The 13,896-nt window shown below is 57.8% G+C and carries 12 protein-coding genes and 1 tRNA gene; 10 read left to right on the forward strand and 3 right to left on the reverse strand.

Translation table 11 applies throughout. The annotated features are described in order from the left end of the window. Positions 1–62 precede the first annotated feature (62 nt). The 3 genes from def to orn all read right to left on the reverse strand — a co-directional run bounded on the left by def (position 63) and on the right by orn (position 1,586). Positions 63–635 carry a peptide deformylase gene (def, locus tag AC5RUP_RS14080; RefSeq protein WP_494153191.1) on the reverse strand — a complete coding sequence of 191 codons (573 nt, stop codon included), beginning with the start codon at positions 633–635 and terminating at the stop codon, positions 63–65. A gap of 112 nt (positions 636–747) precedes the next feature. Then, positions 748–820: transfer RNA gene (locus AC5RUP_RS14085), tRNA-His, on the reverse strand. A gap of 151 nt (positions 821–971) precedes the next feature. Beyond that, entirely contained in the window at positions 972–1,586 is a 615-nt protein-coding gene (gene orn / locus AC5RUP_RS14090; RefSeq protein WP_494153190.1) for an oligoribonuclease, read from the reverse strand. 210 nt (positions 1,587–1,796) lie between these two features. Here orn and mptB point away from each other — a divergent pair, with 210 nt between their 5' ends. The 10 genes from mptB to AC5RUP_RS14140 all read left to right on the forward strand — a co-directional run bounded on the left by mptB (position 1,797) and on the right by AC5RUP_RS14140 (position 13,887). After that, entirely contained in the window at positions 1,797–3,329 is a 1,533-nt protein-coding gene (gene mptB, locus AC5RUP_RS14095; RefSeq protein WP_494153189.1) for a polyprenol phosphomannose-dependent alpha 1,6 mannosyltransferase MptB, read from the forward strand. A gap of 37 nt (positions 3,330–3,366) precedes the next feature. After that, positions 3,367–3,795, forward strand: coding sequence for a DUF3224 domain-containing protein (locus tag AC5RUP_RS14100; protein WP_494069605.1), 429 nt, complete (start codon positions 3,367–3,369; stop codon positions 3,793–3,795). Positions 3,796–3,880: 85 nt separating this feature from the next. Beyond that, positions 3,881–4,729, forward strand: coding sequence for an ABC transporter permease (locus tag AC5RUP_RS14105; RefSeq protein ID WP_494153188.1), 849 nt, complete (start codon positions 3,881–3,883; stop codon positions 4,727–4,729). Next, the gene (locus AC5RUP_RS14110; protein ID WP_494158666.1) at positions 4,713–5,504 is read left to right on the forward strand and encodes an ABC transporter ATP-binding protein; all 792 of its coding nucleotides are present in this window, start codon (positions 4,713–4,715) and stop codon (positions 5,502–5,504) included. Before AC5RUP_RS14105 ends, AC5RUP_RS14110 begins: the two co-directional genes overlap by 17 nt. Then, positions 5,504–6,577 carry a glycosyltransferase family 2 protein gene (locus tag AC5RUP_RS14115; protein ID WP_494153186.1) on the forward strand — a complete coding sequence of 358 codons (1,074 nt, stop codon included), beginning with the start codon at positions 5,504–5,506 and terminating at the stop codon, positions 6,575–6,577. Before AC5RUP_RS14110 ends, AC5RUP_RS14115 begins: the two co-directional genes overlap by 1 nt. Next, the gene (locus AC5RUP_RS14120; RefSeq protein ID WP_494153185.1) at positions 6,574–7,398 is read left to right on the forward strand and encodes a CDP-alcohol phosphatidyltransferase family protein; all 825 of its coding nucleotides are present in this window, start codon (positions 6,574–6,576) and stop codon (positions 7,396–7,398) included. The genes AC5RUP_RS14115 and AC5RUP_RS14120 overlap by 4 nt, the downstream gene beginning before the upstream one ends. 5 nt (positions 7,399–7,403) lie before the next feature. Next, positions 7,404–8,300: a glycosyltransferase family 2 protein gene (locus AC5RUP_RS14125; RefSeq protein WP_494153205.1), complete on the forward strand. Its 897-nt coding sequence runs from the start codon at positions 7,404–7,406 to the stop codon at positions 8,298–8,300. Positions 8,301–8,397: 97 nt separating this feature from the next. After that, on the forward strand, positions 8,398–8,859 hold the full coding sequence (locus AC5RUP_RS14130; protein WP_494153184.1) for an FAD synthase family protein: 462 nt from the start codon (positions 8,398–8,400) through the stop codon (positions 8,857–8,859). A gap of 82 nt (positions 8,860–8,941) precedes the next feature. Then, entirely contained in the window at positions 8,942–11,479 is a 2,538-nt protein-coding gene (locus AC5RUP_RS14135) for a CDP-glycerol glycerophosphotransferase family protein (protein WP_494153183.1), read from the forward strand. Next, positions 11,476–13,887, forward strand: coding sequence for a polysaccharide pyruvyl transferase family protein (locus AC5RUP_RS14140; protein ID WP_494153182.1), 2,412 nt, complete (start codon positions 11,476–11,478; stop codon positions 13,885–13,887). The genes AC5RUP_RS14135 and AC5RUP_RS14140 overlap by 4 nt, the downstream gene beginning before the upstream one ends. Positions 13,888–13,896: the final 9 nt, after the last annotated feature.

Raw genomic sequence — 13,896 nt, forward strand, 5'->3', positions numbered from 1 at the left:
TCGTGCCGCTGGGGGCTTGAGACCTCGAAGGATAAAGATCTCGCTTCCCCACAGGGCGGACGCTAGTGGCCGAACGGGTCCGGGTCGACTCCCGGCAGCCACGTGTTGCCGGGGACACCCCAGCCTTCCTTCTTGATGTTCTTGCGGGCGCGCTTGCCCCACCGGTCGTTGAGCCGGTCGATGTACAGCTTGCCGTCCAAATGGTCGTACTCGTGCTGCATCACCCGGGCGAACCAGCCGGTCGCCTCGAAATCCACGGGGCTGCCGTCTGCGTCGAACCCCCGGACGCGGGCCCACTCGGCCCGCTTCAGGGGATAGCTGTGCCCGGGCACGGACAGGCAGCCCTCGTTTTCCTCGTCGGGGTCGGGTTCCGCACCGGAAACCTTGCCGAGAACCAGGGTGGGATTGACCAGCACGCCCCGCGGTGGGACGTCGTCGTCGTTGGCGAATTCGTAGGTGAAGATCCGCAGTCCCACTCCGATTTGCGGAGCCGCCAGTCCCACGCCGTGGGCCTCGTCCATCGTCTCGAACATGTCAGCGATGATCGCGCGGAGCTCATCGTCGAAATTCTCGACCTTGGCTGCACGGCGGTGCAGCACGGGCTCGCCGGTGATAGTGACGGGGCGGACGGTCATTTCTCTCCTTCGCTCAGGATGTCAGCGCGGGGCGCCGCCGTCGCGGCCGGACATGCGAAGAGCCGCCCCGGCGTCGGGACGGCTCTGCCTGCCGGCTGCTGCCGGACCTTCGGGTGAGTAACGGGGATTGAACCCGCGACCTCCTGGACCACAACCAGGCGCTCTGCCAGCTGAGCTATACCCACCACGTGCCCTCTTGTTCCTCCCGACGGGCCCCGCTCCAGCGGTTCCTGCCGGTCTCCAACCAGTAAGGCAACGCAGACTAGTTTACATGCTTTTCATCTGGCTTTTGCCACTTTGGGCGATTCCCGCAGCGAAAGTGGCGCAGCTAACATCCTAGTCCCCGGATGTGGCGCCGATGTTTGCGGCGATCTTCTTCGCGGTGGCCGAATCCGGGCCGGGGGAGGGGACGAAGACGGCCTGCCGGTAGTACCGGAGCTCATTAATGGAGTCCTTGATGTCGCCCAGTGCCCGGTGTCCGCCGCTCTTGGCCGGCGCTTGGAAGTAGGCCCGGGTGAACCAGCGGCGCGAGAGTTCCTTGATCGTGGAAACGTCGATGATCCGGTAGTGCAGGTGATCAATGACGCGGGGCATGTCGCGGGCCAGGAAGGTCCGGTCCGTGCCAACGGAGTTGCCTGCCAACTGCGCCTTGCGGGGTTCGGGAACCCAGGCGGTGATGTATTCCATCACCTTGTCTTCGGCCTCGGCCATCGTCATGCCGTGCGGGAGTTCGTCCAGCAGTTTGGAGGTGGTGTGCATGGTGCGGACGAAGTCGTTCATCTGGGCGAGGGCCTCGGCGGTGGGCTTGATGACGACGTCGACTCCTTCCCCCAGGATGTTGAGTTCCGAGTCTGTGACCAGGACGGCGACCTCGATGAGCGCGTCGGCTTCGAGATCCAGTCCGGTCATTTCGCAGTCGATCCAGACAATATGTTCATTAGAGATTGGCACCCGATAAATGTATCGCGTCGGCGTGCTGGCGCGCGGGCCAGGCGGCAGGGAATGCCGCCGGCCCGGTGCTAACATGCAGAGAGCACCTCAAGCAGGCGTGCCTCCCACGCTGCCTTCGACTGACCGTTCCGAGGCGTGCAGACCACCCCCGCGGCACGCGCCGCACCGGACCAGGTGTACTGACCCCGGAGTGATTGGACCGCCGAGAAGATGACTGCCCAGAGACCCGCGACTGAACCTTCCAGCTCACGCAGCGGAAGCGTCGTCAAGGAACGGTCTACCCGGAGCATCCTCGAGGGTGCCATCGGCTCGATCATGATGTTCCTCGGGTCGCTGGGGGTGGGGTGGCTGGCCTCGGTGTCCGAACTGAGGCGCTGGCCGCTGCTGATCTTCCTGCGGGTGGAACTGGCCGGTGTGATCCTCTCGGTGATCCTGCTCGCCCTCGGAGGCATGATCCTGGTCCGGGCCTGGCTGCGCCTCGGCCAGCAGTTCACCGTCTGGGGCGAGTCCGCGCGGCGGGCAACGCTCACCGCCATCGTTGCCTGGGGCACTCCGATGGCCCTGTGTATCCCGCTGTTCAGCCGTGACGTCTACGCCTATATTGCCCAAGGCAAAGTCATGGTCAACAACCTCAATCCGTACGTGGACGGGTACGACCAACTGCAGAACTATCTGCAGACCGGAGCCGACGACCTCTGGGCACGCAGCCCCACGCCCTATGGGCCGATCTTTCTCTGGATGGAAGAATTCATCGTCTGGCTCACCGGCGGCCACCCGGAATACTCCATCATCATGTTCCGGATCCTCGCCATCGCCGGTGCCGCACTGTGCGTCTACTACGGACCGAAGCTCGCCGAACTGCACGGCATCAACCCCAACCGGGCGTTGTGGCTGGCCTGCGCGAATCCGTTGTTCCTGACCACCTTCATCGCCAGCATCCACAACGACGCCCTGATGCTGGGGCTGGCACTTGCAGGTCTCTACTACGCGGCGAACCGACGGGTCCTGCTGGGCATCCTGCTGGTGACACTCTCCATTGGCATCAAACCGATCACCCTGATCTTCCTGCCGTTTGTCGGCCTGCTGTGGGCTGGCAAGGGCGCCAGTTGGCCGCGCAAATTCGGCTACTGGGCGCTGACGGCCGGAATTTCCTTCGGGCTGCTGGCTGTTTTGGGGGTGATCAACGGGCTGGGATTCGGCTGGGTCGGGGCCCTCAGCCAGCAGGGAGCCGGCCTGATGATCTGGTATGCCCCGGTCGGGCTGCTGGGGATCTTCCTGGGACTGGTTTCGGGAGGATTGGGGCTCGACGGCGCGATGGTGCAGTCTGCCGTCTTCACGGGCGGCAGGATCGTGGCCGTGCTGATTGTCCTCTACACCATGTTCCGCGGCAGCTACGACCGGATTGTTCGTCGGCTCGCGCTGGCACTGGCGGCAGTGGTGTTGCTTGGTCCGATGATCCAGCCCTGGTACATCGTGTGGCTGCTGCCGCTGTTTGCGGCCACAGGGATCCGGAACGACTGGCAAGTACGGACCGTCTACGCCGTGACGTCCTTCCTGATGATCTACGCGATCACCGATCAGCTGGACATCTTCCCCTACATCGAATTCGACCTCGACATGGCGCGGCTCCTCGCCTGCATCGTGGCGGTCGCCTTCGCGCTCTACCTGGTGTTTCTGGATCCGAAAACCCGCAAACTCTTCCGCAAGAAATACGCCGACTCGCATGACCAGCGACTCTTCTGACGCGCTCGGCTAACCGATCTAGGAGAAACAGGGCATCATGACCGACGCCGAACACATCATCGCCGCCGACTTCGACGTCACCGATTGGGTGCCGGAACCCTACGAAGTCGAGGGAACGAGCTCGGACCTGAGCCGGGTCCGCGTAACCAAAGTATTTGACGGATTGATCACAGGCACCAGCCGGGCAGAACTGCTGATGGCCGGTAACAGCACCGGTGCCGGATACGTTGCATCCGAAGTGTTCACGGGCTCCGTGGACGGCCGCGAAGGCACGATGGTGATCCAGCACTGGGGCCTCGCGGAGGGCGAGGCCGCCGCGAGTGACGGGCACATCATTCCAGGCTCGGGCACGGGAGCGCTGGAGGGAATCGGGGGGAAAGCCATCTACGTCCAGGACGCCGCGGGCCAACACAGCCTTGAACTGCGCGTGTTCTTCCGGGAGGGCGAATCCACGGTTCGGGGCTGAATCATCTAAACTCGGTAGGTGCACCGCCGGTCCCTCAGGGATGGCGACGCCGCCATACACCTGTAAGTAAGGGAAACTACCTGGCATGAGCCTTGCCGAATATGCGAGTGAAAACCGCCTCCACCGAGTCGGTGCCCGGCCACCACTTTTCCGCTACCTCGCGGAAGCATGGGCCCGTCGTGACTTCGCCATCGCCATGGCGAGGGGCAAGATCGAGGCGTCGAACCAGCGCAACCGACTGGGCATGCTCTGGGTGTTCATCAAACCCACACTGAACGCTCTCCTGTACGGCGCGATCTTCGGTATCTTGCAGGGGGACAGTCGGCCGGAGAACTTCCCGATGTATGTGGTGATCGGCGTGTTTCTCTTCGAGTTCTTTTCCACCTCGATGAACAATGGCGCCAAATCGATCACAGGAAACGGCGCCCTGGTGCAGTCCCTGGCCTTCCCACGGATAACGCTGCCCGTCTCCACCGTGATTCAGCAGCTGATGACACTCGTGCCAATGCTTGCCGTGATGTTCGTGTACATCCTGATCTTGGGTGCGCCGATCAGTGTGGAATGGCTGCTGATCATTCCGCTGGTTGCTATCTTCACGGTGTTTAACCTGGGCGTAGCCCTGATCGGCGCCAGACTCACCGTCCACGTCAGGGACCTGACTCAGTTACTTCCGCTCGTCACCCGGATCCTCTTTTACACCTCGGGCGTTCTGTTTTCCATCGACCGCATTCTGGCATCGCATCCTTGGGCCATCGCGCTGTTCGACTTCCACCCGCTGCATGAAATCCTTTCCATCGCCCGAGGGATTCTCATGCCGGATATGGATTACGATCCGATCTACTGGCTCTACTTTTCCGTCTGGTCCGTAGCGGTCTTCGTTGCCGGAGTCTTGTTCTTTTGGGTAGCTGAGGAGCGGTATGGCCGAGTCGACTAAGACTGGAGAAGCATTGATGGGCACAGATACGGCCGGCGCCGCCCGTAAACCCGTCGTCGTGGTCGATGATCTGCACGTGAAGTACTACGTCCATGCCGGCGGAAAACCGGTCAAGGGCACCGGGCGATCGCTGCTCCAGCGGGGAGCCGGCAGGCTCCGTACAGTCCACGCCCTGAAGGGAGTCTCCTTCACCGCCTACGAAAATGAATCCATCGGGGTCATTGGCTCAAACGGATCCGGCAAATCCACGCTGATGCGCACGCTCGTCGGGCTGACGCCTCCAGCGCAGGGTGCCGTCTACGCCTCCTCTCGTCCGAACATGCTGGGCGTGGGGGCGGCCCTGATCCCCGACCTCTCGGGGGAAAAGAACATCCAATTGGGCGGACTCGCGCTCGGGTTTTCCAAGCAGGAGATCAACGGGCTCCGGGACGACATCGTCGAGTTTGCCGAGTTGGAAGAGTTCATCGACCTTCCCATGCGGACCTATTCATCCGGCATGCAGGCACGGCTGAAGTTCGCCATCGCCGCCTCCAAGCAGCACGAGATCCTCATCGTGGATGAAGCACTCGCGGTCGGCGACCAGCGGTTTCGGCAGAGGAGCGAGGCCCGCATCCGCGAAATACGCGAGAACGCCGGCACCGTCTTCCTTGTCTCGCACTCGATGAAATCGATACTGGATACCTGTAGCAGGGTTATTTGGATCAATAAAGGCGTGCTGGAAATGGACGGCGACCCGAGAGAAGTCGTGGACGCCTACAAGGAGTCCAGGAAATAGTGACTTCGGCATCCGTCCTGCCTCCGCTGGAGGAGTACCCCGGCGTGTCCTACATCATGCCCGTCCTCAATGAGGCGACGCATATCGAGGACGCGGTCCGCAGCATCCTGAACCAGGAATACCCCGGGCTAAAGGAAGTGGTTCTGGCGCTAGGACCTTCAACGGATGAGACTAACCGGATCGTGGCGGACCTGCAGGCGCGGGAACCGCGGTTACGCAGCGTCAACAGCCCCACCGGCCGCACCCCGGCCGGACTGAATCTTGCCCTGCGAGCCTCAAGTCACCCGGTCGTCGTCAGGGTGGACGCTCATACGGAACTTGAGCCTCACTACACCAAGCGCGGCGTGGCAACGCTGCGGCGGACCGGCGCAGCTGATGTCGGCGGGCTCATGGACGCCCGAGGCAAGACGCCCTTTCAGCGGGCAGTCGCGGCCGCCTATGTTTCGCCCCTGGGACTCGGTGGCGCCGCCTATCACAGCGGGGCACCGGAGGGGCCGGCAGAATCTGCCTATCTCGGTATCTTCCGCCGCGAGGTCTTCGATGAGGTCGGATTATTCGAGGAAACGCTGTGGCGGGGCCAGGACTGGGACATGTGCCTGCGCCTGCGCCAAGCCGGCTACACGGTCTGGTTCGACCCGGAGCTGAAGGTCGTCTATTGGCCTCGCGCGCAGTGGGGAAAGCTGGTACGGCAGTTCTACGCCGCGGGTATCTGGCGGGCAGAGCTGGCCAGCCGGCACAGCGAAGGAAAATCCGTGAGGCACTTCCTGCCGCCAATGCTGGTTGCCGCGTTGAGCGTCGGTGTTGCCTCTGCCACCATGCTCGCCACTGGCACGGCCAAGAAGTTGCCGGGAGGCTTGAGGGTACTGGCTGGCGCAGCAGCCGCAGTTCCCGCATTTTACGCTGCGGGTATCGCGTGCGCCTCGGCAAGCATGTCGGGCGACCTTGGCAGGCCCGAACGCGTGCGGCTGCTGGCGGTGCTGCCAGGAATCCACGTCAGCTGGGGGCTGGGGTATCTTCGCGGACGGCTGTTCGGGGCGGCAGGCACCGTAGACACCAGCCGGAGGAAGTCGTGACCGCCGTTCAGCGGCCGGCGCGTCCCACGTTGGAGCAGCTCCGCTCCGTAGCCCAGCCGCCAGAGGTCCGGAGCAGAAAAAACGCTGAGCATTGGACCGCTGAGCTCTACTTGCGGCACATCTCCATCTACCTCACCAGCGTCCTGGTCCGCACCCCGATCTCCGCGAACGGTGTCACCGGGCTGATGATTTTGTCCGGATGGGCAATCTCCGTCTCGCTGCTGGTTCCGGGAATCTGGGGGCCACTGCTCGCGGTCTTCTTCTCGCAACTGCAGTTGTACTTCGACTGCAGCGATGGGGAAGTCGCGCGGTGGCGCGGCACTCAAAGCCCCAAAGGCATTTTCCTTGACAAGATCGGCCACTACACCACCGAGGGGCTGATTCCCATCGCACTCGGACTGCGGTGCATGGGAGAGTTGGGCCTGCTGAGCCGCGATCCGGGGCAGGCCTACCTCTATCTGTTCCTCGGTGCGCTGTTGGCGTTCCTGATCGTCCTAAACAAGGCCCAAAATGAGATGGTGCACGCCTCCCGGGCGTTGGCGGGGATGGATAAGCTCGCAGACACGGCAGAGGCGAAAGCCGTTCCCGCCACGTCCTTCGTCGGCAGGCTCCGTCGGCTTGCCCGGTTCCTGCCCTTCCACCGGGTGTTGCATTCGGTGGAGATGAGTCTGCTGGTCCTGGCGGCCTCCATCGTGTCGGTGGTAGCCGGCCCGCAGGTAACGGGGGAGCGTTGGCTGCTCTTCGTCCTCGTGCCCGCAGTCCTGTTCGTCAATTTCGGCCATTTCGTCGCCATCATGGCTTCGCCTAGGCTGCGGAAGTGAGCGGGATGCAACAAGAAATGAGTGCACAGGAGCCCACCTTCGGTGTTGTCATCCTGACGCAAGGAACTCGACCCGCTGAGTTGCAACGCGGATGTGCATCGTTGCAACGCCAGCAAGGGGTAAAACTGGATGTCGTAGTAGTGGGCAATGGCTGGGACCCGGAAGGCGTGCCGGCCGATTTCAAAACGCTGCATATCGAGGAGAACATCGGCATCCCCGCCGGGCGGAACGCCGGCGTGTCGCATGTAGAAGGGGAGTACCTCTTCTTCCTCGACGACGACGCTTGGCTGCTCGACGACGATTTTCTTGCCCTTTGCGCCAAGCTGTTCAAGGAACTGCCTGACATCGGAATGATCCAGCCTCGGATCGAAGATCCCGAGAATCCCGATGCCCCGCAACGATGGATTCCCAGGCTGCGCAAAGGAAGCCCTTACCACTCCAGCAATGTCTTCTCCGTAGTAGAAATGGCGATCGTCATTCGTCGGGACGTATTCGATAAAACACCGGGTTGGCCATCGACATTCTGGTATGCCCACGAGGGCATTGAATTTGCTTGGCGCGTTTGGGACACTGGCTTTCGCACCTGGTATGCCGGAGATCTTAGGGCTGGACACCCCGTCATCGATCCCCGTCGACACCGAGCGTTCCACCGCTTGAATGCCAGAAATAGGGTTTGGTTGGCCCGCCGAAATCTGCGATGGCCATTCAGTTGGTTGTATGTCTTCGCTTGGACCGGGGTCCAAATGGTCAGGTCCTTGCGCGATGTTAAATCCGTAAAACCGTGGTGTGCTGGATGGATTGCCGGGTGGGCTCAAAATCCGTGGGTCGGCGGCCCGACTCCAAAGCTCAAGTGGTCTACCCTCGTTAGGATGGGTCTCAATGGACGCTGGCCTGTGATTTGAGGGACACATCAGGCCGCCCTGCGGCCTTGCACTGCGCCTGGCCATTAGACTGGAAGATGGACAAGAACACAACATCTATGAAACTCGAGGTTGTCAAATGGTTAAAACCGTCCTGACGTATGGGACATTTGACCTATTCCACATTGGCCATTTGAACATTTTGAAGCGACTAAGCAGTCTGGGCGACCGCCTGATAGTCGGTGTCTCGACAGACGAGTTCAATGCGGTCAAGGGAAAGAAGCCGGTTGTACCCTTCGAGCAAAGAATTGAAATTGTCCGCTCCATCCGATACGTAGACATCGCAATGGCAGAGGAAAGCTGGGATCAAAAAAGGATCGACATCGAGAAGTACGATGTCGATGTTTTTGGAATCGGTGCCGACTGGGAAGGGAAATTTGATGATCTCCACGACCGCGTTGAAGTCGTCTACCTCCCGCGCACCTCTGGTATATCCACAACAGAAATGAAGCGCGTCCTGAGTGCGTTCGATGAGAGACACGTTGAAGAGCTGAAACGGACGCTGGATAGTATCAGCCAGATAGTTAAAGAACTTAGCTGAAATTTTACGATGTACGGGCGTGCCAACCTGAAAATTGCGCAACGCCCGCGTACTCCAAGAGTGATTGGTTGGGCAGATAGTCATGCATACGGTTGTGAAGTTACGAAAGATCCGGCACCGTATAGGAAGAATCTGGCTGGACCACGTTGTTGCACGCGCGCGCCTAGCGCCCGTGGATGCGGCTACAGTGCTGTATGAGTCATTCGATGGAAACGGAATGCTTTGCAACCCGGAGGCGATTTTTCAAGAGCTCCTGAAGGCAGACGACCAGCAGCATCTGAAGCATGTATGGGTCATAAGCGACTACGCGTCCTATGCACCTTCCATGCATAAGTATCGAGCCGATAAGCGCGTCCAATTTGTGAAGTACCGTTCCAGGAAGTACTTCAGATACCTTGCAACTGCGGGATATCTTATCAACAACTCAACTTTCCCCCCAGAATTTGCAAAGCGCGAGGGCCAAACATATCTTAATACTTGGCATGGAATCCCCATCAAACGGATGGGTTATGACATCCCAAACGGCGGTCCGGACACAAGGAATGTGATCCGAAACTTCCTTTCGGCTGACTACCTATTATCGGCCAACTCGTTCATGACTGAGTCAATGTATCGTCGTGCTTACAAGTTAAGCGGAATATTCCGTGGTGAGATTATAGAGCAAGGCCAGCCGCGGCTTGACCGTCAGAATCCCACTCCTCGGGGCATCGACGACATAAAGGATCAGCTTCAACAAGCAGGCGTGACGCTCGATCCCGCCCGCAAGACAGTCCTCTATGCCCCGACATGGACGGGAACGAATCCCTATGAAGTGGATCAAACGGTTGATGAACTAGTAGAGGTGCTGGATGAACTGGACCGCTCTCTGGAGAATGAAGACTTCCAAGTTCTGTTGAAGGTGCATCAACTCGTTTATCGTCGCGCTGTAATGACGGACAGTTTGAAACGTCGGGTTGTCCCTAACTATCTTCCAACGAATCAGATACTCGCTGTTACAGATCTTTTGGTTACGGATTACTCCAGCGTATTTTTCGATTACCTTCAGACCGAGCGACCCATTGTTTTTCTTACGCGTAATATGAGGGAATACGAGGAGCAGAGAGGCGTGTATGTTGCGCCTAATCAGTGGCCGGGGCCGGTTGTAGATTCGGCGCAAGAGGCAGCACGTTGGATCAGCAAATTGGTGGAACCTCAGACCACGAATCCCGATTCTTATGCCCGAGAACGTAGGGCGTGGAAAGAGAAATATTTGTCCTCCCAGGCGGATAACGCCAGTAGGAGTGTGGTGGACATCGTTTTCAGAGATCAGCGGAGCGGTTACGCGGTTGTATCGGATTTCCAGACCAACAAGCAGCGGATTCTAATCCATATTGGATCGCTTGTACCGAATGGAATCACAACAGCAGCACTGAACTTACTCAAACAAATCGATTATTCGCGCTATGACGTTTCTGTTCTGTTTCCGCATACGAAGGATCCCATCAAGATAAGCAAGTCACTACAGATTGATTCAAGAGCGCGGCTCCTTCCTCGCGTAGGTGAGATGGCAAAGCAGATACCAGAACGCCGCGAGTACAGGCGATTCATGAAGGCTGGCGGACTCTCGGCTAAAAACGTTAACTTTCGCCGCCAAGAGCAGTTGTTTTCCATGGAATGGAAAAGATGTTTTGGCGACGTGCAATTTGACGCCGTCATGGCCTTTGATGGATATTCCGCCTTTTGGCCGATGCTGTTGCTTCAAAGCGGAGCGAAGACCCGGATCATCTGGGCCCACAATGATCTCGTTCAGGATGCACACAGGACCATTTCTGGCGCTAAGCCACACCTTGCGAACCTAACATCAACATTTTCGTTTTATTCTAAGTTTGATCGCATAGTATCTGTCACCGAGGCTTTGAACTCTATCAATCGTAACAAAATGGCTCGATATGCAAGACCTGAGGCTTTTGTCGCGGCTAGGAATCTCATAGACGCTGAAGGAGTCCTTCGTGGGGCAGACCAGTATGTTGACTTCGAGTTTCCCGAAGGGTTTCCGAAGTTCGTTTCAGTTGGGCGACTTTCGCCGGAAAAGAATCACGCGCGTATGATCCGCGCTATGTCAAAAGTCGTCGACAGGTATCCCAAAGCGAAACTAGTCGTCGTCGGTGATGGTCCGTTGCGAAGTGAACTCGGCATGCTTATAGATTCCCTTCATTTACAGGAGAATGTGGTGCTCGCGGGCTACTTCGAGAATCCTTTCCCCATAATGCGGCAAGCTGATTGCTTCGTGTTCTCAAGTAGCTATGAAGGCCAGGGCCTAGCCTTGATTGAGGCGATGATTTTAGGTCTGCCGGTTGTAACAACTCGCTTCAATGTAGTACACAGTGTTGTTAGCACGGGACAAGGTCTGATTGTTGAGGATGATGACGACTCTCTAGCTGCTGGAATGATGAAGTTCGTTCACGGAGAAGTTCCCACGCCTCATTTCGATCCAGCTGCATATAACGCCGTTGCATTGCGCGAGTTCGAATCAGTCGTTGATGGCAATCCGAAATTGCTTGGGTCAACTTCCGCAAAACAGGCTCTGGGGGATCCAGTGAATGGTCATGATGGCGCAATGGAAGGCGGTAATATGTCATGATTGATGACAAGAACGTACGGATGATAGTTCAACCTTCCCCAGTCATCCTGCCGAAGGGACTTCGCAGGAATCCGCCACGCCCTCCGCATCAGCGTCAGCCGAATTATCTGGAGAACTTCGACAGCTCGACGCTCTTTTATGATGTATTCCGGCGAGAGGAGAAGGTTGTTCTTTCCGGCCCGCCGCTCCTCAACTTGTTGCCACTTTTGGAGGAGGCCGGCGTCCCAGGTCAAGGAGATAGGATCCAGCCGGTATTCTCAGACCTTGACCGGACTCAGGACTCATTCGTAAGAGGAGCAAAGCTCGATGCGAGTACCATTAGCTTTCGAGTCAAAGAACATGTCCTGAGCGCATCTATCGGCAGCGACCATTCTGACGTTTTCAAGGGCCGAAGAGTACTTCTCACGAAGTCACGCAACAATGATCTCCAATGGATTCGTGATTGGGTGGACTTTCACGTGCAAGAACATGGCGTTGATGCCGTTCTCCTATATGACAATGGCTCTGATCGCTATGCCGTACATGACGTACTTGAGAGTGTGTCTGATATTGCAGCCCTGGAAGCGGCAGTCGTAGTGAATTGGCCCTACACATTCGGGCCTCAGGGAGGAGATTGGGAGGGGCTTAAGGGTGCCCCCTGGGACTCTGACTTTTGTGAGTACGGTATTCTCCAGCACGCCAGAAATAGGTTCCTTTCAGAAGCCCACGGTGTAATCAGTGCCGATATAGACGAGCTACTCATTACAAAGAATCATGTGTCGGCCTTCGACCTGTTGGATATGTCGGATGCTCCTGTCTTGACCTTCCGGGGAAAATGGATTGAAACTGCGGGCGGTCCTCTCAACCGTGTTCCCAGGCACAGCGACTTCTTATACTTCGACAAGAGGCGGGGCGCCTCGACAAAAAAGTGGATTCTCAGCCCGGCACGGGCCAGCAGTGCTCGGCAGTGGAAGACGCACTGGGTCGAAGGAGTTGATAACCAAGCAACGGAAAGCATTGTTCATAGGCATTTTATGGGCATAAATTCAAATTGGAAGAGAAGTCGAACGCATGTGACTGCAGTTGACAGATCAATCCATATACTCGATGAAGAGCTGAAACAAGCGTTTGACCGTAGCATCAAAACTTCTGATAGTGCTGGGATAGAAGACGCCGGCGCGGAACTTCCAGGAATAAAAGACAGTGTTGATGCCTATGCCATGTTGTTAGAGAAGCCAACTCGGGTATGGTTCTATAACGATCAGTGCCTGGTCTACGATTTCAATTGGGAGGGTGCGCGAATCGGCTTCGATATCACTGTAGATGCCTCCAGAGTGAAGCTCAAGATGGTGGGCCGAGACGAGAAATCTGCATCAATAGTGCAGAGCATCGCTGCACCTCGCCCTTGCGTTAAGCTTGGGTCAAAGCATCATGTGCTTGGAGATTGGAACGTGAGCGCGGGCGATGCCGTCATTGCTCGCCATATAGTCGACCAGATCAACTGGGCATACATGAGGAGGCGCGTGGCCCAGAAACCTCGTCTTACCGATGTATCGGGGCCTTCCAACGAGTCCCTGCCGGTATATTGGTGGGAGGGGCGGACAAATTTTGGTGATCTTATCGGTCCCTGGTTAATAAATCTGATGACAGGCTCTCGCCCGTTCAACATCAAAGATCGCCCGGAGTCCCCAAGTGGAATTGTATCTGTTGGATCAGTTCTGAATCTTATGGAGAAGGGTGGGCTAGACGTGTGGGGATCCGGGCTTATTGCTCCGTTGCATGAGAAGAGCATCGCGAGATTGAAAGACCGAGAGCCGAAGCGGGTCCACGCTGTCCGGGGTTGGAAGACCTACAAGGAATTGAGGGACAAGTTGGGCTGGGATGTTCCTCGAGTTTTTGGCGATCCTGCTTTGCTACTGCCCAGATACTTCAACGCCCCACGGGAGCCTTTCGGAGTCCCGGCCCTAATACCCCACTATCTGCACAGAGGGCATTTCGAGCAAGGAGCGGCGGATGGTTATCGATTGTTGGAGGTTGAAAGAGATGCTCAAACTGTGGTCACAGAGATTGCTAATGCGCCAGCGGTCATCTCTACGTCGCTCCATGGACTGATTGTTGCCCAGGCGTATGGTGTCCCTTGGCTTTGGCTGAGAATAGAGGATTCAAAGCTAGCCGGGGACACCTTTAAGTTTGAGGATTTTTTCACCGTTCTTGAGCGCTCTCAAGTAGCCGAGCACACAATAGCAGTCAATGCAGTTAGTGGCTTGGACATCACTGCTTTAGCAGCGGAAGCCAGGCTTCCGAGGACGAAGTTCGACTTTGGTGCATTGGAGGACGCTTTCCCGCGCTCCCATTTTGAGCCTAGCAACGAGCAGGGCCGTGTCACGTCTTTTCTAAAGTCGTACACCGCACGGCTTATCAATAGGTAGTCGCGGCGA

Source organism: Arthrobacter sp. Y3223151 (assembly GCF_059091125.1).